The sequence below is a fragment of the Malaciobacter pacificus genome (genome assembly GCF_004214795.1).
GTDB lineage: Bacteria > Campylobacterota > Campylobacteria > Campylobacterales > Arcobacteraceae > Malaciobacter_A > Malaciobacter_A pacificus.
On the sequence record NZ_CP035928.1, the window covers coordinates 1,708,254 to 1,730,063 of the forward strand.

The 21,810-nt window shown below is 31.5% G+C and carries 21 protein-coding genes, 5 tRNA genes and 3 rRNA genes; 4 read left to right on the top strand and 25 right to left on the bottom strand.

All coding sequences use genetic code 11. The features are described 5' to 3' along the window. Positions 1-89: 89 nt before the first annotated feature. The 4 genes from APAC_RS08555 to APAC_RS08570 are packed head-to-tail and all read left to right on the top strand — an operon-like array spanning position 90 to position 2,983. Positions 90-416 (top strand): 4Fe-4S dicluster domain-containing protein, encoded by a 327-nt coding sequence (locus APAC_RS08555; RefSeq protein ID WP_130233714.1) that lies wholly within the window; start codon positions 90-92, stop codon positions 414-416. A gap of 9 nt (positions 417-425) precedes the next feature. Continuing rightward, entirely contained in the window at positions 426-1,556 is a 1,131-nt protein-coding gene (locus APAC_RS08560; RefSeq protein ID WP_130233715.1) for a 2-oxoglutarate synthase subunit alpha, read from the top strand. A 2-nt stretch (positions 1,557-1,558) separates the two neighbouring features. Next, positions 1,559-2,392 carry a 2-oxoglutarate ferredoxin oxidoreductase subunit beta gene (locus APAC_RS08565; protein WP_130233716.1) on the top strand — a complete coding sequence of 278 codons (834 nt, stop codon included), beginning with the start codon at positions 1,559-1,561 and terminating at the stop codon, positions 2,390-2,392. Positions 2,393-2,407: 15 nt separating this feature from the next. Continuing rightward, entirely contained in the window at positions 2,408-2,983 is a 576-nt protein-coding gene (locus APAC_RS08570) for a 2-oxoacid:acceptor oxidoreductase family protein (RefSeq protein WP_130233717.1), read from the top strand. Positions 2,984-3,017: 34 nt separating this feature from the next. On the opposite strand, the gene APAC_RS08575 is transcribed toward APAC_RS08570, so the two are convergent. The 25 genes from APAC_RS08575 to APAC_RS08695 form a co-directional block, all read right to left on the bottom strand. Next, positions 3,018-3,506, bottom strand: coding sequence for a hypothetical protein (locus APAC_RS08575; RefSeq protein WP_130233718.1), 489 nt, complete (start codon positions 3,504-3,506; stop codon positions 3,018-3,020). Beyond that, positions 3,496-4,320: a 3'-5' exonuclease gene (locus tag APAC_RS08580; RefSeq protein ID WP_130233719.1), complete on the bottom strand. Its 825-nt coding sequence runs from the start codon at positions 4,318-4,320 to the stop codon at positions 3,496-3,498. The genes APAC_RS08575 and APAC_RS08580 overlap by 11 nt, the downstream gene beginning before the upstream one ends. Further along, positions 4,307-4,900 carry a phosphoribosylanthranilate isomerase gene (locus APAC_RS08585; protein WP_130233720.1) on the bottom strand — a complete coding sequence of 198 codons (594 nt, stop codon included), beginning with the start codon at positions 4,898-4,900 and terminating at the stop codon, positions 4,307-4,309. Before APAC_RS08585 ends, APAC_RS08580 begins: the two co-directional genes overlap by 14 nt. 2 nt (positions 4,901-4,902) lie before the next feature. After that, entirely contained in the window at positions 4,903-5,544 is a 642-nt protein-coding gene (gene rpe, locus APAC_RS08590; protein WP_130233721.1) for a ribulose-phosphate 3-epimerase, read from the bottom strand. 91 nt (positions 5,545-5,635) lie between these two features. Beyond that, entirely contained in the window at positions 5,636-6,073 is a 438-nt protein-coding gene (locus APAC_RS08595) for a cytochrome c family protein (RefSeq protein WP_170170143.1), read from the bottom strand. After that, a complete protein-coding gene (locus tag APAC_RS08600; RefSeq protein WP_130233722.1) occupies positions 6,073-6,654 on the bottom strand; it encodes an NUDIX hydrolase in 582 nt (193 codons plus the stop codon). The genes APAC_RS08595 and APAC_RS08600 overlap by 1 nt, the downstream gene beginning before the upstream one ends. Before the next feature lie 66 nt (positions 6,655-6,720). Then, on the bottom strand, positions 6,721-7,890 hold the full coding sequence (locus tag APAC_RS08605) for a sensor histidine kinase (protein WP_130233723.1): 1,170 nt from the start codon (positions 7,888-7,890) through the stop codon (positions 6,721-6,723). Beyond that, on the bottom strand, positions 7,883-8,542 hold the full coding sequence (locus APAC_RS08610) for a response regulator transcription factor (protein ID WP_130233724.1): 660 nt from the start codon (positions 8,540-8,542) through the stop codon (positions 7,883-7,885). Before APAC_RS08610 ends, APAC_RS08605 begins: the two co-directional genes overlap by 8 nt. 59 nt (positions 8,543-8,601) lie before the next feature. Next, positions 8,602-9,258, bottom strand: coding sequence for a hypothetical protein (locus APAC_RS08615; RefSeq protein ID WP_130233725.1), 657 nt, complete (start codon positions 9,256-9,258; stop codon positions 8,602-8,604). A gap of 198 nt (positions 9,259-9,456) precedes the next feature. Next, positions 9,457-9,954, bottom strand: a complete 498-nt coding sequence (locus APAC_RS08620; RefSeq protein ID WP_130233726.1) for a YajQ family cyclic di-GMP-binding protein — start codon at positions 9,952-9,954, stop codon at positions 9,457-9,459. A gap of 11 nt (positions 9,955-9,965) precedes the next feature. Beyond that, positions 9,966-10,769, bottom strand: coding sequence for an ion transporter (locus APAC_RS08625; protein WP_130233727.1), 804 nt, complete (start codon positions 10,767-10,769; stop codon positions 9,966-9,968). Positions 10,770-10,773: 4 nt separating this feature from the next. Next, positions 10,774-11,163 (bottom strand): DUF423 domain-containing protein, encoded by a 390-nt coding sequence (locus tag APAC_RS08630; protein WP_130233728.1) that lies wholly within the window; start codon positions 11,161-11,163, stop codon positions 10,774-10,776. A gap of 45 nt (positions 11,164-11,208) precedes the next feature. After that, on the bottom strand, positions 11,209-11,496 hold the full coding sequence (locus APAC_RS08635) for a hypothetical protein (protein WP_130233729.1): 288 nt from the start codon (positions 11,494-11,496) through the stop codon (positions 11,209-11,211). 56 nt (positions 11,497-11,552) lie between these two features. Beyond that, on the bottom strand, positions 11,553-11,972 hold the full coding sequence (locus tag APAC_RS08640; protein ID WP_170170177.1) for a phosphoribosyltransferase: 420 nt from the start codon (positions 11,970-11,972) through the stop codon (positions 11,553-11,555). A gap of 36 nt (positions 11,973-12,008) precedes the next feature. Beyond that, complete coding sequence (locus tag APAC_RS08645; RefSeq protein ID WP_130233731.1) at positions 12,009-13,301, bottom strand: NCS2 family permease; 1,293 nt, start codon at positions 13,299-13,301, stop codon at positions 12,009-12,011. A 227-nt stretch (positions 13,302-13,528) separates the two neighbouring features. Beyond that, positions 13,529-13,644, bottom strand: a 5S ribosomal RNA gene (gene rrf / locus APAC_RS08650). A 295-nt stretch (positions 13,645-13,939) separates the two neighbouring features. Then, positions 13,940-16,867, bottom strand: a 23S ribosomal RNA gene (locus APAC_RS08655). A 290-nt stretch (positions 16,868-17,157) separates the two neighbouring features. Beyond that, positions 17,158-17,233: transfer RNA gene (locus APAC_RS08660), tRNA-Ala, on the bottom strand. Between the two features lie 38 nt (positions 17,234-17,271). Then, positions 17,272-17,348: transfer RNA gene (locus tag APAC_RS08665), tRNA-Ile, on the bottom strand. Positions 17,349-17,445: 97 nt separating this feature from the next. Continuing rightward, a 16S ribosomal RNA gene (locus APAC_RS08670) occupies positions 17,446-18,962 on the bottom strand. Together the 16S, 23S and 5S rRNA genes with 2 tRNA genes alongside form the textbook arrangement of a ribosomal RNA operon. Before the next feature lie 419 nt (positions 18,963-19,381). Beyond that, positions 19,382-20,395: a GGDEF domain-containing protein gene (locus tag APAC_RS08675; RefSeq protein ID WP_130233732.1), complete on the bottom strand. Its 1,014-nt coding sequence runs from the start codon at positions 20,393-20,395 to the stop codon at positions 19,382-19,384. Between the two features lie 67 nt (positions 20,396-20,462). Next, positions 20,463-20,537, bottom strand: a tRNA-Asn gene (locus tag APAC_RS08680). A 30-nt stretch (positions 20,538-20,567) separates the two neighbouring features. Beyond that, a tRNA-Asn gene (locus tag APAC_RS08685) sits at positions 20,568-20,642 on the bottom strand. A 43-nt stretch (positions 20,643-20,685) separates the two neighbouring features. Next, positions 20,686-20,760 (bottom strand) — tRNA-Asn (locus APAC_RS08690). A 64-nt stretch (positions 20,761-20,824) separates the two neighbouring features. Beyond that, positions 20,825-21,742, bottom strand: coding sequence for a radical SAM protein (locus tag APAC_RS08695; protein ID WP_130233733.1), 918 nt, complete (start codon positions 21,740-21,742; stop codon positions 20,825-20,827). Positions 21,743-21,810 lie beyond the last annotated feature (68 nt).

The window sequence follows — 21,810 nt, forward strand, 5'->3', positions numbered from 1 at the left end:
TTTTAATTAGATGATAGATAGGTTATCATTCAACAATAATATATTGAGTTTAATCAAATATTCATATCAACAAAAAATAAGGGGATATTATGTCTAATATGGAAGCTCCTGCAAACACTCCTGTATGGGTAAACGAAGCTAGATGTAAAGCATGTGATAAATGTGTATCTGTTTGTCCAGCTGGTGTACTTGCAATGAGACAAGAGGTTACTTCAACTTTAGGATCTATGATTAAAGTAGTTCATCCTGATTCATGTATCGGATGTACTGACTGTGAATTAGCATGTCCAGATTTTGCAATCTATGTTGCAGATAGAAAAGAGTTTAAATTTGCTAAGTTAACTGATGAAGCAAAAGAGAGAAAAGAGAGAGTTATTAAAAATAACTACAGAATTTTAGATGAAGATGAGGCGTAAGGAGAATAAATGGCAAGAGAATTAATTTCAACAGGAAATGAATTAGCAGCAAAAGCTGCATTAGACGCAGATTGTGAATTTTTTGGTGGTTATCCAATTACTCCTTCATCAGAAATAATGCACGTATTATCTTCAGCTCTTCCAGCAAGAGGTAAAGCATGTATTCAAATGGAAGATGAAATTTCTGGAATTTGTACAGCACTTGGTGCAGCAATGTCTGGGAAAAGAGCAATGACAGCATCTTCAGGACCTGGTATTTCTTTAAAAGCAGAAAACTTAGGTGTTGGATATATTTCAGAAGTTCCTTTAGTAGTAGTAAATGTAATGAGAGGTGGTCCTTCAACTGGTTTACCAACAAGGGTTGCACAAGGTGATTTATTACAAGCTAAGAACCCAACTCACGGAGATGTAAAATCAATTACATTATGTCCAGGTAATTTAAGTGAATGTTATACTGAAGTTGTAAGAGCATTTAACTTAGCAGATAGATTTATGCAACCTGTATTTGTTTTATTAGACGAAACAATTGGACACATGAGTGGTAGAGCTAAAATTCCTGATTTAGAAGAAGTTGAAGCAAACAAAATCTCTAGAAAAAGATTCGATGGAGACAAAAAAGACTATAAACCTTACGAAGTAGCTGAAGATCAGCCAGCAGTGCTAAATCCTATGTTTGAAGGATATAGATACCACTTTACTGGATTACACCATGGACCAACTGGTCACCCAACAGAAGATGCAGATGTTTGTGATGCATTAATGAAAAGATTATTTAAAAAAGTTGATGCTCATACAGATGAATTAGAATTAAATGAAGAATATATGTTAGATGATGCAGATATTATGATTATTGCTTATGGTTCTGTTTCATTAGGTGTAACTGAAGCAATTAATAGATTAAGAGCTGAAGGAATTAAAGTTGGTATGTTTAGACCACTTACAATTTGGCCAAGTCCTGCTGAAAGAATTAAAGAATTAATGGGTAAATTTGACAAAGTATTAGTTACTGAGTTAAATATGGGTCAATTTGCGGATGAAGTACAAAGAGTTTCAGGAAGAAGTGACTTTGATACATTATTTAAAGTAAACGGAAGACCATTATCTCCATTAGAGATTATTGAAAAAGTGAAAGGAATGTAATTATGGCATTTAATTATGACGAGTATTTAAGAACTGAAAAAATGCCAACACTATGGTGTTGGGGATGTGGTGATGGTGTTATTTTAAAATCTGTAATTAGAGCCATTGACAAATTAGGATGGAACATGGATGATGTTTGTGTTGTTTCTGGTATTGGATGTTCAGGAAGATTTTCTTCTTACATCAACTGTAATACAGTACACACAACTCACGGTAGAACATTAGCTTATGCAACTGGTATTAAATTAGCAAACCCAGATAAAAAAGTAATCGTTGTTGGTGGAGATGGTGATGGTCTTGCAATTGGTGGTAACCACACAATTCATGCGTCAAGAAGAAATATTGATTTAAATTATATCATTATTAATAACTTTATTTATGGATTAACAAATTCTCAAACTTCTCCAACTACTCCTCAAGGTATGTGGACAGTTACAATGAGTAGAGGTAACATTGACCCAACATTTGATGCTTGTAAATTAGTTGAAGCAGCAGGTGCATCTTTTGTTGCAAGAGAAACTATGTTAGATCCTAAAAAACTAGAAAGAACTTTAGCTAAAGCATTTGAGCATAAAGGTTTCTCATTTATTGAAGTATTCTCTAACTGTCATGTTAACTTAGGAAGAAAAAACAAAATGGCAACGGCTATGGCTAACTTAGAGTGGATTGACTCAATCTCATTAGCTAAAGCTAAATTTGAGAAATTAGAGCCTGAGGATCAAGTAGGTAAATTCCCAACAGGTATTTTAAAACACGACAAAGACGCTCAAGAGTACTGTGAAGCTTATGAAAAAGTTAAAGAAGCTCACAAAAATAAAACAGCAGTTGAGCTATAAGAAGGAGTAATCATCATGGCAGCTAATAGAACATTAATGAGATTTACAGGTGTAGGTGGACAAGGTGTACTTCTTGCAGGTGCGATTTTCGCAGCTGCAAAAATTAACAATGGTGGATATGGTTTAAAAACTGCAACATATACATCTCAAGTTAGAGGTGGTCCAACAGTTGTTGATATTACACTACAGGATGAAGAGATTTTATATCCTTATGCAAATGATGGTGAAATTGATTTCATGTTATCAGTTGCAGACGTATCTTACCACCAATTTAAAAATGGTGTTAAACCAGGTGGAACAATCGTAATTGAGCCAAACTTAGTTAACCCAACTGATGAAGATAGAAAAAAATGGAATATCGTTGAGATTTCAATTATTACTATTGCAAAAGAAGAAGTTGGAAATGTTATTACTCAATCTGTACTAGCTTTAGCAATTGCTAACTACTTTACAGGAGATACAATTCCAGCAGAAAAACTAAGAGAAACTATGCTTTCAAAAGTACCTGAAAAAGTACATGATATAAATAACAAAGCATTTGATTTAGGTTACAAATACGCAAAAGAAGCTCAAGCAGCTCAAGCTTCATAATTCTTTAAGTAACTCAAAATGAGTTACTTAAACATTATAATAAATTTTCTATCTTTTTTTCTAATCTTTGAGATAGATATAAATTAGAATTTTTCAAACATGAAAGAATAAATTTAGATTCTTTTAATGTAGTATTATTATTTTCAATTTTAATAATTTGATCTGCTAATTTAATCATTTGAATTTCGTAATCCAAAGTCAAAATTTGATTTATATTTTCTTGTAACTGATTTTTATTTTTCAACATCTTATTAAGACTTAAAGACTCTAAAGCTTCTGCGATTTCAAAGCCAAAATCATTAAAGATATCATCATAAACAAGATTTGATTTTGAAAAGACATCAATTAAGCAAGATAAAGTAATCAAAAAATTTGTCTTATCACTATCAAGTTTACACTCAATACAAGTATACAAAACTTCTGTAGAAACTGAAATAGAATGTTTAAAACTTTCTATATCATCTGAATATACCTTTGAAATATAATTTATAACTTTTAAATAATTATCTTGACTAAACATCATTCTTTACTCTATTTTTTTTATTAATAATATTATCACTTTTAGAAAAACACAGTAATTCTTCTGTTGTAGAGATACTATTAGTATCAATATTTTTAAAACACTCTTTTAAGACTATTGCAGTTGTTAATGCGTCATAATAAGCTCTATGGTGATTATTAACATTTATATTTAAGACTTCTTTTAAAGAACTAAGTCCATATTTTTCTGCTTTTATTGTTCTTTTTGCTAAATCAATAGTACATAGTTTTCTATTTTGTAATTTGCCTAAATCATATTTTTCAAGAGAATCTGAAATAAAAGTGTAATCAAACTTAATATCATGTGCTACAAACACATCATCTTCCAAAAAGATTTTAAATTCTCTTAAAACTTTATCTAAAACAGGAGCATTTTCTAACATTTTAGGTCTAATATTAGTAACCTCTTGAACATAAGGAGGAATCTCTTTTGCATAAACTAAGGATTCAAATTTATCTATTATCTCACCATTTTTTATTTTAACTGCACCTAGTTCAATAATTTGAAAACCTTTTTTCACAGAACCACCATTAGTTTCAATATCAACTACACAAAATACTTGATCATTGAAATTCGTTTTAGTAGTTTTCATATAAACACTATCATCATGAAAATCTAAAGGTAAACCATTTGCAACTAAAAGCTCTAATTCTAATTCAGGATTATCAAAAAAACTATCTGTACAGTTTGATAATTTATCTAGAAATTCATCAATAAGTATTGGTTCTTTTAATAAATGATTTATTAGTTTTTGCTGATTTAGTTTAGGAACTATTGTTCTTTTAAATGATTTCATTTGCCTCTTTTACAAACTCAATCATCTTTAGTTTACTTTTCTTTCCTTTAAACTCTTCTACACCACTGCTAACATCAACTCCATAAAATCCATATCCAGATAACTCATTTAAATTTTTAGATGTTAATCCACCTGCAATAATTAGTTTTGAGCAATCTATTTTATCAAACCATTCCAAAGCAAGTCTTTTACCCTCACCTCCAAATCCTTCAACAAAAGCATCCACTAAAGCAAAATTATCATCTATTAGATTTAAATCATTTTTTTCTTTAATTCTTAGAACTTTTATATATTTTACATCTAGTATTTCAAAATCTGTGTAATTAAAATCATCAATTATTTGAGCTAATTGCATTTTAGCATTTGCACAAACTTGATTAATATAGTGTTCATTTTCATTTACAAATAAACCTACTGTTTGAACAAAAGGAGGAATTGCATCAACAATTTTTCTAGCTTCAAAAGGGTCAATATATCTAGGACTTTTTGAATAAAAAACAAAGCCTAAAGCATCTGCACCTGCTTCAATAGCATCAAGAGCATCTTGTAAATTTGTAATACCACAAATCTTGATTTTCATTTTTAAACCTGTAAACTCTTAATTGCTTTTGAATAATCATCATTACCAAATACATACGATCCAGCAACAACTACATCAACTCCCGCATCTTTTAATTCATGGATGTTTTTATCATTTACTCCACCATCAACTTCTATTAAACAGTTTGGATTTCTTTTATTAATTAACTCTTTTAATTTTTTAGCTTTTTCAACTACACTTGAAATAAATTTTTGACCACCAAATCCTGGATTAACAGACATCAATAAAACCATATCTAAATCTTCTAATAGATACTCAATTGATTCAGGAGTTGAATGTGGATTTAAAACAATCGCTGGCTTAATTCCATAAGATCTAATTTTTTGAATGAGCCTATGAGGATGCTTTTCACTTTCAATATGAAAAGAGATATATTCAGGTTTTAAAGGAGCAAATAACTCTACAAAAAATGTATTATTTTCAACCATTAAATGAACATCAAGTGGTTTAGTTGCAGCTTTAGCTACAGGATTTACAACAACGGGACCAATTGTCATATTTGGGACAAAATGACCATCCATAACATCTACGTGTATTAGATCACATCCACCATCACAAATAGCCCTAATTTCCTCATCTAATTTTCCAAAATCTGCTGATAATATTGAAGGAGCAACAAGCATATTATAACCTTTTTAATTTATATTTCGCGATTATATCATTTATACTTTTTATACTCTATAAAATGTATATTAGATTAGTTAAGAAAAGTAGTTATTTTAAATTCTGAATATAATAATAAATTCCATCAATCTCTTCATCTACTAAAAAATAAGTTGGCATCACATTAGCATAATAAATAAGTTTTTCACAAACTTGCTCTTTAGTAAACTTTTTATTTGGATTTTTCTTTTGATTTATTTTATTTTTAAATGTTTCATAATCTGTTTCAGTAATACTAGGAATTATCATACTACATTTATACTCTTTATTTTTATACTTATGTACAAAATTTACAAGTTTTTTTCCCTCAGCTTTTTCTCCATGACACTTATTACAACCAATACCCCTTGGATTATGATATAACATTTTTCCGTATTCAAACTTTGTTATAAAAGAGTTATCTATATCTACAACTTTTTTTGAACTTATTGTTTCTTGCGCAAAACTTACATAAAAAATAGAAATAATAAATAATAAAAATTTTTTCATTAAAACCCTAATTTTTCTTTATTTTTTAAAAACCAATATAAACTAAACATCAAGCCTGGTGTTTTTGCTTTTGATTCATCAAAAATGAATTCATCAATATCATCAATTGGTAAAAACATTGTTTCAATATACTCATCATTTATTCCACCACCTTCATGTATTTTCATGCTTTCATCAATTTTAGCAAAATAAACGCTTTGGCATCCTCCGCTAACCCCTACATTATTGTAAAACTGTGCAATTTTTGATATATTTTCAACTTTTACATCATATCCACACTCTTCATCAATCTCTTCTTTTACAATATTTTCTAACGGTATATCTTTATCAACTAAACCTGCACATAATTCATAGGTAAATTTTTTTCTTTTATCACTTAAATATACGGGAGCTCTAAACTGATTTACTAGTAAAAAAGCATTTTTTTCAGTATGATAAAGTAATACAGCTACACTATCATGACTTCTTACAGCTTCCCAACTTTTATCTTTTCCATTTAGATTATACGTAACTCTAACAGGATGTATAAACTTAGTATTTTCTAAATCTTGTACTTTAAAATCTTTTAACTCTATATTCATATATTATTCTTTTTATAAATTTTTATTATTCTAACTAAAAAAATAAAAAACTCTTTTTAAGTAAAATTAGACTTGCTTTATTGATGAAAAATCCACAAAAAAAGTACTTCCATTATTTAGTTGTGATTTTAATCTTAATTTTAAATCATACTCTTGACAAACTCTTTTAACAATATCTAAACCTATTCCAAAACCGCCTTCAATATTGTTACCTCTTTTATATCTTTTAAATATTTCAGCTTGTTCACTTGGACTAATACCTATACCAAAATCTTCAACACTAAATATATTATCTTTTAAGCTTATATTAATTGATGAATTTGATTTGCTATATTTAATTGCGTTTGAAATTAGATTATTAACTAATTTTTGAGTTTTAGTTCTATCCATTTTAATTAAACAGCTTTCTAAATTTGAATTTAATACAATATTTTTTGTAATAGAAATATCTTGAAAAAACTCTACACTTTCACTAATTAAATCTTTTAAATCAAACTCTTCATATACATCTTCATTTATTTCATTAAAGGCAGAAAAATGAATATCATTATATATTTGAGATATTTGTTTTGAACTACTTAAAATATATTTCATCATTTTTTGAGGATTCTTTCCTTTTTTTAACATACTAACAGAAGTCATTAAAACAGATACTGGTGTGTTTAATTCATGGGCAGAATCTTTTATAAACTTATCCATTGATTCAACTCTTGCTTGAGCTGGTTTCAATAAAGTTTTAGCTAAGAAATATGCTATAAATACTATAAAAATAATACTAATAATAAATGAAATTAAAATATATACTTGAAGTCTTTTTTTATCTTCATAGTTTTTGCAAGTTTCCATTACTATATATCTAATAGGCAAATTATCATCAATAACAGTTGTTATAAAATAATCAAAGTGTTCACTAGTATATAAAGCTTTCTCCAAATCCACAAATTTTTCATTTTCTAAATATGAATAGATTAATTTTTTATCTTTATCATATAATGCATATTTTAATCTCTTATCTTTAAGTTTTTCAGGATTGAATTTTTCATGTTTCATATGTGAATCTAAAATTTCATTTTTTAATTGCATAGTTGCACTACTCATCCACATATTACAGTGTTCTTTTAAAAGCTTCACTTCTTTGTTGTAATATAAATAAAGCATAATGGCAACTAAAAAAACACCTGAACCTATATAAATAACTAAGAATTTTACTAGTGCACTTTTTTCATCTCTATTCAAACTTGTATCCTATTCCTCTAATAGTTGTAATTCTATCTTTACCTACAATTTCTCTAAGGTTTTTTATATAAACTCTAATTGTAGCATCAGTTGGCATCTCTTCATAAATCCAAATATTTTGTAATAACTCTTCACTAGAAATTACTCTGTTCTTGTGTGTACAAAAATACTTCAGAATATCTCTCTCTTTTTGAGCAATTTTTATACTTTTTTCATTTTTTATAATTTGACATAAAGATGGATAAAAAACAATATTTTCATTAATTTTTATACTACTATCTTGCTCAATATTAAACTGTCTACATATTTTTTGTATTCTTTGATCTAATTCTTCTAAATCAAAAGGTTTTTTAATATAATCATCAACACCATTTTCAAAAGACTCTTTTAAATGTTTTGTATCTTGATAAGCAGTCAAAATGATAATAGGAATATTTTTCTTATAATCAGTTCTAATTGTTTTTAAAACATCTATTCCACTCAAACTTGGAGTATTAATATCAAGTAGTGCTAAATCAAATTTTTCATCGATAAGTTTTTCTAAAGCATCTTGTCCATCTAAACAAACAGCAAGCTCAAAACCCTTGTCTTCTAAATGATCACTTAGCAAATCATTTAATGCAATATCATCTTCTAATAATAAAACTTTCATATCTAAATCCTATTTATAATATCAATTGTATTAGAAATTTGTTTATTTTATGTGTATTATCAATTTACTAATTTAAAATATTTTAATAGTTTAGTTTGAATTACAATATAAACTACACTTAAAAATAAAGATACTAAAGTTCCATAAAATACTCCAATGGTACCATAAGTAAAAAATACACTTAGTGAATATATAACCACTGAACTTAATCCAAATGGAGTATTTTTTATAATCGTTCTAGCTTGTAAATTACTATGTCTTAAATGAATTATAAGTAGTAATGGTAGTAAAATAGTTGGAAATGCAGAAAAAATACCTGCTATATTTTGGGGAACATAATTAGGTAAAGAAGTAACTAATAAAAAGATACTTATAGTTAAAACTGATCTAAATATAATATCCCAAACTGAAGTTTTTATACTTTTATTAATAGCAAAATTCTCTTTTTTAGCAAAATAAATAGATGAACCTATCATTAGAACTATTACAATTAAAGGAGTAAATACTATATGAGGAGGTATCAAAGATAAAACTAATGCAATAATTACATAAGATAAAAATGAAATCATTAAACTTAAAAAAATACCTAATTTTCCACTATAAAATGTACTTAAATAATAGCCATAAGAGAAAGCAAGAGCTGCAAATAATCCATGAATATTATATAAAGCTACATTTGTAACATAATCTACACCATTTTCTATAGCAAAAAACAATAATGTAATTGAACTTCCAACAGGAAGTCCAGAAAGTATTCCAGAAATTTTTGGACTTAGTTTTTCAGCAATATAACTTAATGCTAAAACTAAACTAACAACTGAAATTGCTTTTATAAATATAAGTTCTATAATTCATCCTTTAAAAGACGAATTATATATTAATTATTTAAAAGTTAGTCAAAAATCTAATTAATTTTATCTAAAATTATCAAATACTAATGGTGCTTTTAAATCTAAACTTTTAAGATGTCTCATAATCGATTGTAAATCATCTAAGTTCTTACCACTTACTCTAATTTCATCACCTTGATTAACAGCACTTACTTTTAACTTTAAACCTTTTATTTCAGTTTGAATCTTTTTTGCTTCATCTTTTTCTATACTATCAATAATTTTAAAACTATATTTTCTATTAGCCCCACTTGAGTCCTCTTTTTTTAACTCCTCAAGTGAATTAATAGAAATACCTCTTTTATTCATTTTAGATATTAAAATATCTTTCATTGCATCAACTTTATTATCACTTGCACTTGTAATAGTAATTGTTTTTGCCGTTTGATTAAAATCAATCTCTTTTGTTATACCTTTAAAATCATATCTATTGTCAATCTCTTTTTGTGCTTGAATAACTGCATTTTTCATCTCTTGTAAATCTAATTTTGCTGATATATCAAATGAATGTTCTTTTGCCATATTTTCTCCTTTTATTTATCTTTATCTTTTAAATCTTTTATTTCTTCTCTTAAAGCTTTAACTTCTTCTAAAAGAATATCTAATTTTAAATGATCTTCATGAATTTCATCTTTCATCTCTGCTTCTTGAAGTTTTTGCATCTCTCCAATAATAACTGCAACAAAAAGATTGAAAAATACAAATGCTGCAATAATTACAAATGAAACAAAGTAAACCCATGCCCAAGGATAAACTTCCATTGCTTCATACATAACATCAGTCCAATCTTCAAATGTTAATACTCTAAACAGTGTTAACATAGAGATTAAAAAGTCTTTCCATAAGCCAGAAGGTAAATCAACAAAGAAGAAACTTCCAATAATTGCATAAATATAAAATATTATAAACATTAATATTACAATATCAATAATTGATGGAATAGCTTTAATAAGCATATCTATAATTGCTTTAAGCTCAGGCCGTGCTGTAAACAATCTTAAAATTCTAAATACTCTCATAAGTCTAGCAATTGCAGCAAAACTTGAAGACTCCAAAGGAAGTAAAGTTATTACAACAATAATAAAATCAAATACATTCCAACCTGATTTAAAGAAATTTAAAAATCTTTTTTCAGCAACCATTTTAATTGCTAACTCAAACACAAAGTAAATTGTTACAAAATAATCTGCAAACCTTAAAAACATATCATATTGAGATTCTACTTCATCTAAAGTTTTAAAACCTAAAATAGAAGCATAAGCAATAATAATTATTGTAGTTAAATTAGAAAACCATCTAGAATCTCTTATTTGCTCTAGTTTTTGAATAGCTGTCATTTAATTATTTGTCCTTAAGAATAGAGTATGTTGCCATTAACCATGCAATAATTAATAATGTTCCTCCAATAGGAGTAATTGCACCTAATATGGGAATATTTAAAATAACTAGCAAATATAACGAAATAGAAAAAATCAATAAACCTATAACCATAAGCCAACATGCAATAATAAGCTTTTTGTTATTCTCTTTAAAATTAATAAAAATAGAAAGAGCAAATAAACCTAAAGTATTATAAAAGTGATACTCAACACCAGTATTATAAATTTTTAACATATCATCTGTTACTATTGATTTTAATCCATGTGCCCCAAAAGCACCTATTGCAATAGCTAACGCCATTAAAAATGAGGCTATTGCAAAAAAGTTTTGTGAAGTTTTATTTAAAGTCATTTAATATCTTTCCTAATTTTTTGGGAAGTATATCAAATTTCTGTTTTATTTATCTTTTTTCTCTTTTTTTTCTTTTGACTCTTTTTTACTTGAAAATCCAGCACCTTTTTTTTCTTTCTTTTTTAATTCAAGACTAGAAATCAGTTCTTTATAATCCATACCTTCTTGATTCATCTTTGCAAAACAAGCAGCAGCAACCGCTATAGCATTAGGTACCTCTTTTTTCTTCTTATATGCTTGAATGTTTTTTTCACTAACTTTAATTAAAGCAGTAAATTTTGGTATGGTTAATTCAGCATCTAATAAAAGTTTTTTAAATTCGATAAAAGTCATGTTCTTCCCAAGTAATAAATTTGAAAAATTATACACATAACTTTTTAAAATAATTCTTATACAACATCAACTTCCCAAAAAAAATCAATCCATTCATTAGCTTCTCTTACTGAATAATCAGGCTTTAATACTGCTGTTCCTTTATAAAAAAGTGTTGCTAACTTAAAATCTACATTAGGAAACTTTTCATTTAATAACTTTAATATTGCCTCCATAGTTTCTCCTGAATCAACAATATCATCAATAATTAAAACTCTTTTAGCATGTGATATATCAGGAATATTAAAAATATTAAAAGTATCTAACTTTAAATCACCTTCATAATGAATAGAATTTAATGTATACAAATTTCTCATATCCATAGCTTGAGCCATACAATGAGCTAATGTCAAACCACCCCTTGCAACTGCCAATAAAATATCTGGTTCATAGCCTCTACAACTATCAACTAACTTTTGTGTATCTTTTTTAAACATGTCATAACTATAATATAATTTTTCCAAATATAATCCTTATAAAATAAATGCTAATGCACTAATTATTGTAATAACCAATATACCTAAATTTAAATCTTCAAATTCTCTTTTTACTAACTTAATAATAGTATAAAATAAAAAACCTGCTGCAATTCCATTTGTTATAGAAAAAGTTAATGGCATTAATATAACAATTAAAAACGCAGCCGCACAAGTAGCTAAATCAGCCTTTTCAAAATTGATTTTTCCAAGTTCAGTAAACATAAGTACTCCAACAACAACTAAAACTGGATAAATAGCATTTGATGGAATTGATTTAAATAATGGCAACAAAAATAAAGTTCCAATAAAAAACAATGCAGTAAAAACAGCAGTTAAACCTGTTCTTCCACCCTCTTCAACTCCACTAGCACTCTCTATAAAAGATGTAGTAGTTGAAACACCAATTAAACTTCCTGCTGTTGTAGCAACTGCATCAGCTTCTAATGTTTTTTGCAAAGACTTATCATCTTTATTATTCTCTTGAAATAACTTAGCTCTAGTACCAACACCAGTTAAAGTACCTAAGGTATCAAACATATCAGTAATTAAAAAAGTAATAATTACAGGTAATAATGATAATGATACAGCACTTAGAATATCTAATTTAAATAATATTGGTTCAATTGAAGCGGGAATTGAAATAAACTCTTTAGGAAAATCGCCAATACCAATTATCCATGCAGTTATTGAAGTAATCAAAATTGATAAAATGAAAGCTCCACGTAACTTATATGCATAAAAACTAAAAGATAAAACTAAACCTAAAACTCCAATCAATACTTCTGGTTTAGAAAAATCTCCTAATTCAACTAACGTAGCATCATTGCCAACAATCATTCCCATTTGTTTTAAACCAATAAAAGCAATAAAAGTTCCAATACCAGCACTAATTGCACGTCTTAAATTCATTGGTATTGAAGTCATAATCCAAACTCTAAAATTAGTTAAGGATAAAATAACAAATAATATACCCGATAAAAAAACGATCCCTAAAGCAGTTTCCCATGGTATTTTCATACCTAATACTAAACCATATGAAAAATAAGCATTTAAACCCATTCCTACACTCATTGCAATAGGAGTATTAGACCATAGTCCTGAAAACAAAGTTGATAATATTGTTATCAGTGCCGTTGCTGTAATTACAGCATCAATTGGTAAACCTGCATCTGCTAATATAAATCCATTTACAGGAACAATGTACATCATCGTTAAAAAAGTTGTAAAACCTGCAAAAAATTCTGTTCTTACATTAGTATTGTGTTGAGATAATTTAAATAAGTCCATGACTTAATCCTTAAGAGAAATAAGAGGAAATTATATAGAAAAACAAATGAAAATATAGAATAAGTCTGTATAAAATATAGGAAATAAACTAAATAAAAATGTAAGACTAAATAGTAAAAAAGGGAATAAAAAAGAGAATAGCAGAATTAATAAAAAAGCTGCTAAAAAAAAGCCTACCTAAACAGACTTAAAAAAGAATGCTTAGATAGGCTATTTGTAAACTCAAGAGCTGGCAGCGGCCTACGTTTCCACACCTGAAAGGTGCAGTATTATCAGCGATGAAGTGCTTGACTTCCAGGTTCGGAATGGAGCTGGGTATTTCCACTTCTCTGTAACCACCAGCAATATGAGTAAAGAAGATACTTATAAAGTATACTCTTTACTCACATCAAGATAGTCTTGAGTGTAAAGATAATGTTAAAGTCTTAAGCTCTTAAAAAAATTGACATTTTTTCAAGGTAACGCTTTACAATTTTACACTGTTTATTTATTAAGTAATTTCACACGTTAGATTTAAAGGACAACGGACATTTATGATACCTTCGTATACATAAATCTCTTTATTTCCTAAAAATGACAAGCAGTTGTCATTTTCTTAACGTAAATAAACTTAATAAGATAGTAAACCAAGAAATTTATAAAAAAAGCCAAACGATCTATTAGTACTGGTCAGCTAAACGCCTTACAACGCTTACACATCCAGCCTATCAACCTCGTAGTCTTCGAGGGATCTTCAGGGAAAGTTCATCTTGGAGTTGGCTTCGAGCTTAGATGCTTTCAGCTCTTATCACATCCGTACGTAGCTACCCAACGATGCTCTTGGCAGAACAATTGGTACACTAGTGGTACGTTCATCCCGGTCCTCTCGTACTAGGGACAAATCTCCTCAACTTTCCTACGCCCACGGAAGATAGGGACCGAACTGTCTCACGACGTTCTGAACCCAGCTCGCGTACCGCTTTAAATGGCGAACAGCCATACCCTTGGGACCTGCTCCAGCCCCAGGATGCGATGAGCCGACATCGAGGTGCCAAACCTCCCCGTCGATGTGAGCTCTTGGGGGAGATCAGCCTGTTATCCCCGGCGTACCTTTTATCCTTTGAGCGATGGCCCTTCCACACAGAACCACCGGATCACTATGACCGACTTTCGTCTCTGTTCGACTTGTATGTCTCACAGTCAAGCTAGTTTATGCCATTATACTCAACTGGCGATTTCCATCCGCCATGAACTAACCTTTGTAAGCCTCCGTTACTTTTTAGGAGGCGACCGCCCCAGTCAAACTACCCACCAGACATTGTCCTGAAGAAGGATAACTCCTCGCAGTTAGTAACTCAAATATTCAGGGGTGGTATCTCAAGGATGGCTCATACTCTACTGGCGTCTAGTAATCAAAGCCTCCCACCTATCCTGCACATGAATATCCAAGCTACAGTGTCAAGCTGTAGTAAAGGTGCACGGGGTCTTTCCGTCTTTCCGCGGGTAGGAGGAATTTTCACCTCCACTACAATTTCACTGGATCCCTGGTTGAGACAGCTCCCATCTCGTTACGCCATTCATGCAGGTCGGTATTTAACCGACAAGGAATTTCGCTACCTTAGGACCGTTATAGTTACGGCCGCCGTTTACTCGGGCTTCGATCAAATGCTTCGCTTACGCTAACATCATCAATTAACCTTCGAGCACCGGGCAGGCGTCACACCTTATACATCCACTTACGTGTTAGCAAAGTGCTGTGTTTTTGGTAAACAGTCGGGAGGGACTCTTTGTTGCAACCTCTTTAGCTTTTGAGAGCAAGTCTCTATACTAAAGTAGGCACACCTTATACCGAAGATACGGTGCTAGTTTGCAGAGTTCCTTAACCAGGGTTCTTCCACGCGCCTTAGAATACTCATCCCACCTACCTGTGTCGGTTTACGGTACGGGCAACATATAATATACTTAGTGGCTTTTCTTGGCACGACAGTATCATCGATTCTCTATCATCTCCGAAGAGCGTCAAGAGCCTGTAAGATCTCGGTCTAACGATACCCGGATTTGCCTAAGTATCAACCTACGTCCTTCGACCCACTATTCCATCAGTGAGCTCGATTAACTCTATGCGTCCCCACATCGCGCTTATATGTTGGTATTGGAATATTAACCAATTTGACATCGTCTACCCCTTTCGGACTCGACTTAGTTCCCGACTAACCCTACGATGACGAGCATCGCGTAGGAAACCTTGGGTTTTCGGCGAAGAGGATTCTCACCTCTTTTATCGCTACTCATGCCTGCATGCTCACTTCTATCCGCTCCAACGCTCCTTACCGGTACATCTTCTACGCTGAATAGAACGCTCTCCTACCACTCAATTAAAAATTGAATCTAAAGCTTCGGTGTACATCTTAGCCCCGTTATATTTTCCGCGCAGAATCACTAGACCAGTGAGCTGTTACGCTTTCTTTAAAGGATGGCTGCTTCTAAGCCAACCTCCTGGTTGTCACAGTAACTCCACATCGTTTTCCACTTAGATGTAACTTAGGGACCTTAGCTGTTAGTCTGGGTTGTTCCCCTCTCGACATAGGATTTTATCACCCTACGCCTGACTCCTGCGATTACACATATAGTATTCATAGTTTGATAGGGTTTGGTACCGCGGTAAGCAGCCCTAGCCCATTCAGTGCTCTACCCCTATATGCTACTACGCAAGGCTATACCTAAATATATTTCGGAGAGAACCAGCTATCACGAAGTTTGATTGGCCTTTCACCCCTATCCACAAGTCATCCGGGGACTTTTCAACGCCCATCGGTTCGGTCCTCCACTGGCTCTTACACCAGCTTCAACCTGCTCATGGATAGATCACTTCGTTTCGGGTCTGCAGCATCTGACTAAGGGAACCCATTAAGAACATAAAGTTCTTAATGGGGACCCTATTTCGCCCTATTAAGACTCGCTTTCGCTACGGCTTCGTACTTGACTTAACCTTGCCAGATACCACAACTCGCAGGCTCATTATGCAAAAGGCAGTCCGTCACCCTGATAAATCATAGGGCTCCGAATGATTGTAAGCTAATGGTTTCAGGTTCTATTTCACTCTCCTCGCTGGAGTACTTTTCACCTTTCCCTCACGGTACTTGTTCACTATCGATCTGTAAGTAGTATTTAGGGTTGGAGGGTGGTCCCCCCATATTCAGTCAAAATATCACGTGTTCCGACCTACTCGTTCCATACCTTAGTTCCACATAAAAGATTTTAAATACGAGACTATCACTCTCTATGGTGTATCTTTCCAAATACTTCTTCTATCTAATATGCTAAATGTATGCGCCCTATTCCGCGTTCGCTCGCCGCTACTGACGGAATCTCAATTGATTTCTCTTCCTCTGGCTACTGAGATGTTTCACTTCACCAGGTTTGCCTCCTCGAAAGGATAATATAGCTCGCACTATATTGGGTTGTCCCATTCAGAAATCTCTGGATCAATGCCTCTTGACGGCTCCCCAAAGCTTATCGCAGTCTAGTACGTCTTTCATCGCCTCTTACAGTCTAGGCATCCACCATTAGCCCTTAATAGCTTTTCAAATAACTTAGTAAACTAAGCTACCTTTTTTCTTAATAGTATTTCTACTATTTTTTGAATAATTATTCCTTGGCTACTATCTTATTAAATTTACATTTAATAAATATAGTTGTGTTTTAAATTGTTTCTTTATTAACTTATATCTATATCGCTATAAATATTCGCTAGAAAAATTTTAAGACTTTAACATTATGTTTTTAAATATCGTATTACCATCTCTAGTAATTCTTAGGTTTAAAACCTAATATAAATCCAAATATATTTGAACTTATATTAAGTTTTATAGGTATATGGTGGAGATAAGCGGGATCGAACCGCTGACCTCCTGCGTGCAAGGCAGGCGCTCTCCCAGCTGAGCTATATCCCCATATATGCTGAGTTAATCTTTTTTTACAGATTATTTAATGGTGGGCCTACCAGGACTTGAACCTGGGACCTCACGATTATCAGTCGAGCGCTCTAGCCAGCTGAGCTATAGGCCCCTATTACCTATTTTAAATAATCTTTATAAACTGAATATATCAATTAGTTTTTCTATAAATGTTTCGAGTTAAGAAACGAATCTTAACTCTTTCTCTGAAAGGAGGTGATCCAACCGCAGGTTCTCCTACGGTTACCTTGTTACGACTTCACCCCAGTCGCTGAATCCACTGTGGAAGGTAGCTACTTTAGCATCCCTGCTTCGAATGAGTTCAACTCCCATGGTGTGACGGGCGGTGAGTACAAGACCCGGGAACGTATTCACCGTAGCATAGCTGATCTACGATTACTAGCGATTCCAACTTCAAGTAGTCGAGTTGCAGACTACTATCCGAACTGGGAGATATTTTTGAGATTTGCTCCACGTCACCGTATCGCTGCTCTTTGTATACCCCATTGTAGCACGTGTGTAGCCCTGGTCGTAAGGGCCATGATGACTTGACGTCGTCCTCACCTTCCTCCTACTTGCGTAGGCAGTCTCGTTAGAGTTCTCAGCCGAACTGTTAGCAACTAACGACGAGGGTTGCGCTCGTTGCGGGACTTAACCCAACATCTCACGACACGAGCTGACGACAGCCGTGCAGCACCTGTATATAAGTTTCTGCAAGCAGACACCAATCCATCTCTGGAAAGTTCTTACTATGTCAAGACCAGGTAAGGTTCTTCGTGTATCGTCGAATTAAACCACATGCTCCACCGCTTGTGCGGGTCCCCGTCTATTCCTTTGAGTTTTAATCTTGCGACCGTACTCCCCAGGCGGTACACTTAATGTGTTAACTGCATTACTGCAAGGTCTAGCCTCACAACAACTAGTGTACATCGTTTAGGGCGTGGACTACCAGGGTATCTAATCCTGTTTGCTCCCCACGCTTTCGCGTCTCAGCGTCAGTAATGTTCCAGTAGATCGCCTTCGCAATCGGTATTCCTTCTGATCTCTACGGATTTTACCCCTACACCAGAAATTCCATCTACCTCTCCCATACTCTAGATAGACAGTTTTGGAAGCAGTTCTATGGTTGAGCCATAGGATTTCACTCCCAACTTATCTATCCGCCTACACGCTCTTTACGCCCAGTGATTCCGAGTAACGCTTGCGCCCTCCGTATTACCGCGGCTGCTGGCACGGAGTTAGCCGGCGCTTATTCATATAGTACCGTCATTATCTTCCTATATAAAAGGAGTTTACGCACCGAAATGTGTCATCCTCCACGCGGCGTTGCTGCATCAGGGTTTCCCCCATTGTGCAATATTCCCCACTGCTGCCTCCCGTAGGAGTCTGGACCGTGTCTCAGTTCCAGTGTGACTGATCATCCTCTCAAACCAGTTAAGCGTCATTGTCTTGGTGAGCCATTACCTCACCAACTAACTGATACTGTACAGGCCGATCTTGAAGCTATAAATATTTCCCTTGCAAACTTTTGTTTTAAAGGCATATAGGGTCTTAGCAGTCGTTTCCAACTGTTATCCCCTTCTTCAAGGCACATTACCTATATATTACTCACCCGTTCGCCACTTAGCTGACAGTATTAGCAAGCTAATACCCGTTCTCGTTCGACTTGCATGTGTTAAGCACGCCGCCAGCGTTCACTCTGAGCCAGGATCAAACTCTCCATAAAGTGTTTGAAACTGACAACTTTATGTAACTTTGCATTCTAAAAAAATTTGCATTTTTTCAGAGTACTGCAATTTTAGTTACAAAATTATCACTCATTGTTTAGCTTAAAGCTAAAAATAAAATTTTTACATTCTATTTAATAGACAAGAATTTTTATTCTTGTTTTTTTATTTAACATTTATTTAATTATCTTATTGATAATATTCAGTTTATAAAGATTACTCTTCTTTAAACTTTATTTCTTTTTAAAGATCGTTAACTCTCAACTCATCTCTCTTCCGTTTGATGTGTCTCAGTCAATTTGGACGGGAATTATAATAGATTCCTGACCCTTTGTCAAGGGGTTTTTTGTTTTTTTATTAAATTTAAGCTAAATTTAAATAAAAATAAGGTTTTTACTAGTTTATATTAGTATTTTATTCAGATAATTTCTAAACTAAATCTATTTCTTCCCTCTTTTTTTGACTCATATAGTTTTCTATCTATTCTATCATACAATTCATCTTTAAAATTTTGATTGTTTAAATCAATATTTTCTATAAAACCTAAACCAATTGAGACTGTTAAAAAATCGGAAACACTTTGATTATATGTTTCTATTTTTTCTGAACTGATATTTTCAATTAATTTTTTTATTATTTTAATTGCATTCTCTACTTTATCTACATCAAATAAAATACCAAACTCTTCACCACCAAGTCTAAATTGATAATCATTTGCTCTGTTAAATGTCTTTTTTAAAATTAATGATATTTTTTTTAATGTTTCATCACCTTTTAAATGACCAAAACCATCATTATAGTCTTTGAAATAATCCACATCAATAATAGCAAAACAAAAGGGTTTTTTTTCTCGATTTAATTTTTCTATTTTTTTTTGAAACATTTCCTCAAAATACCTTCTATTATATAAGTTCGTTAATTCATCAACTATACTTAATTTTTTTAGTTCTAGATTCTTTTTTTCAAGTTCTATCTGAATGTTTTTATAAGTTGTTACATCTAACATTACACCAACAAGACCTAATACTTTATTTTCTTCTGACATAAATGTTGCTTTATAAAAATTAAAATATCTTAATTTTTTATCTGCACATTTAACTTTTGCTTCATAAAATTGGGTTCCAGGATTAGAGAATAACTCTTGGTCTTTATTAGAATATATATCCGCTAATTCTGTTGGTATATATTCAGGTAAATCATATAAAGACTTGCCTATTATTAATTCTTTTTCAACACCTATAATCATTTTTGAAAATGAGTCATTACAATGTTGATATATTCCATTTATATCTTTATAAAATACTGGGTTTGGAATCGTGTCTAAAAGTAGTTGTAAAAAGGATTGATTATACTGTAATTGATTTCTTAAAGTATTTAATGTCTCTAAATTTTTTTGTGTGAATATTTGATTTTCTAATAAGTTTTCATTCATTATTTATACCTCAAAGGAATAATAATCTAAATATGTTAAAAGTAAGTTTAGAGAAATAATTTTTTAGTGGCTCCGGCACCTGGATTCGAACCAGGGACCAAATGATTAACAGTCATCTACTCTACCACTGAGCTATGCCGGAATTTGTAAGTTTTGAAACAATTTATTTAAGTGGCTCCGGCACCTGGATTCGAACCAGGGACCAAATGATTAACAGTCATCTACTCTACCACTGAGCTATGCCGGAATCTTAATAAATTAGTTTGAAAAGGTATTTTAAAAAAAGTTAGTGGCTCCGGCACCTGGATTCGAACCAGGGACCAAATGATTAACAGTCATCTACTCTACCACTGAGCTATGCCGGAATCTATCTTTGTTTCAAAATGGACTGGAATTATAGTCAAAAAAATAGTCTTTGTCAAGACTTTTTCAAGCTTTTTTATAAAATTCTACACCTGCACTAGATACTAGTGAAATAAGACCATTATTTACTAGTTTTTCCAAGTTTTTTATACTGTTCTCATCAAACATATTTGAAATATCTTCTTTAGTAAGTGGTCTTCTACTTAAAGTTGTTAAAATTTCTTTTTCATTATAAGATTGAAGAAGTTTTGGTCTATTTTTATAAACTATGTTTACATTAATATTTTCAAATCTTTTTGCAATAGATTCTAAGAACTCAAAACTAACAGGTTTTACATCATAAGCTGGTGGTCTATCAATAGTACCAATATCAACTCTTAATGGATTAATACTTTTTATAGCATCATAAAGTAGTGTAATTTCTTCATCTTTGTCATTTAATGTTTTAACAAATAAAATTTCTAATACAAAATCATTTTCAGTTTGATTTGAAAACTCACACATAGAAGGAATAATTTTATCTATCTCAATACTATTATCTTGTCTATCAAGTTTCTTAAAACATTTTTCACTAACACAATCTAACGAAAGTTTAACAATATCGATTTTTAATAAGGTATTAAATACTTTATTCTTATAAATTGTACTACCATTAGATAAAATCAATGTTTTAGTTTCACCCTTAATTTCATTAATTTTATCTACTAATTCATCTAGTTTTGGATACAAAGTTGGTTCACCATTTGCAGTTAAAGTTATTACATCAATTTTTGGATGTTTAAGATATGATTTTTTAATTTCATTTATAACTTCTTCAACATTTGGATATTCATCCATACTACTTACTGTTTTTGCACCTTCAAGCTCACAATATAAGCAATCAAAATTACACTGTTTTTTAGAAGGACTTAAATCTACACCTAAAGATATACCAAATCTTCTTGATGGAACTGGACCAAAAGTTATTGAGTTTGAATAAGACATATTAAATACTTTCGAAAGATTAAGTAGGAAGATTCCTACTTAAATTAATTTGAGATTTTAGAGATAAT

What these genes read in the sequence shown, in the direction of transcription:
- APAC_RS08620 (WP_130233726.1), bottom strand. Translation starts at nt 9,954, where the DNA reads ATGGCAAAAGAACATTCATTTGATATATCAGCAAAATTAGATTTACAA.
- APAC_RS08610 (WP_130233724.1), bottom strand. Translation starts at nt 8,542, where the DNA reads ATGAAAGTTTTATTATTAGAAGATGATATTGCATTAAATGATTTGCTA.
- APAC_RS08625 (WP_130233727.1), bottom strand. Translation starts at nt 10,769, where the DNA reads ATGACAGCTATTCAAAAACTAGAGCAAATAAGAGATTCTAGATGGTTT.
- APAC_RS08595 (WP_170170143.1), bottom strand. Translation starts at nt 6,073, where the DNA reads ATGAAAAAATTTTTATTATTTATTATTTCTATTTTTTATGTAAGTTTT.
- APAC_RS08645 (WP_130233731.1), bottom strand. Translation starts at nt 13,301, where the DNA reads ATGGACTTATTTAAATTATCTCAACACAATACTAATGTAAGAACAGAA.
- APAC_RS08695 (WP_130233733.1), bottom strand. Translation starts at nt 21,742, where the DNA reads ATGTCTTATTCAAACTCAATAACTTTTGGTCCAGTTCCATCAAGAAGA.
- APAC_RS08555 (WP_130233714.1), top strand. Translation starts at nt 90, where the DNA reads ATGTCTAATATGGAAGCTCCTGCAAACACTCCTGTATGGGTAAACGAA.
- APAC_RS08580 (WP_130233719.1), bottom strand. Translation starts at nt 4,320, where the DNA reads ATGAAATCATTTAAAAGAACAATAGTTCCTAAACTAAATCAGCAAAAA.
- APAC_RS08575 (WP_130233718.1), bottom strand. Translation starts at nt 3,506, where the DNA reads ATGATGTTTAGTCAAGATAATTATTTAAAAGTTATAAATTATATTTCA.
- rpe (WP_130233721.1), bottom strand. Translation starts at nt 5,544, where the DNA reads ATGCTTGTTGCTCCTTCAATATTATCAGCAGATTTTGGAAAATTAGAT.
- APAC_RS08635 (WP_130233729.1), bottom strand. Translation starts at nt 11,496, where the DNA reads ATGACTTTTATCGAATTTAAAAAACTTTTATTAGATGCTGAATTAACC.
- APAC_RS08630 (WP_130233728.1), bottom strand. Translation starts at nt 11,163, where the DNA reads ATGACTTTAAATAAAACTTCACAAAACTTTTTTGCAATAGCCTCATTT.
- APAC_RS08570 (WP_130233717.1), top strand. Translation starts at nt 2,408, where the DNA reads ATGGCAGCTAATAGAACATTAATGAGATTTACAGGTGTAGGTGGACAA.
- APAC_RS08585 (WP_130233720.1), bottom strand. Translation starts at nt 4,900, where the DNA reads ATGAAAATCAAGATTTGTGGTATTACAAATTTACAAGATGCTCTTGAT.
- APAC_RS08640 (WP_170170177.1), bottom strand. Translation starts at nt 11,972, where the DNA reads ATGTTTAAAAAAGATACACAAAAGTTAGTTGATAGTTGTAGAGGCTAT.
- APAC_RS08600 (WP_130233722.1), bottom strand. Translation starts at nt 6,654, where the DNA reads ATGAATATAGAGTTAAAAGATTTTAAAGTACAAGATTTAGAAAATACT.
- APAC_RS08565 (WP_130233716.1), top strand. Translation starts at nt 1,559, where the DNA reads ATGGCATTTAATTATGACGAGTATTTAAGAACTGAAAAAATGCCAACA.
- APAC_RS08675 (WP_130233732.1), bottom strand. Translation starts at nt 20,395, where the DNA reads ATGAATGAAAACTTATTAGAAAATCAAATATTCACACAAAAAAATTTA.
- APAC_RS08560 (WP_130233715.1), top strand. Translation starts at nt 426, where the DNA reads ATGGCAAGAGAATTAATTTCAACAGGAAATGAATTAGCAGCAAAAGCT.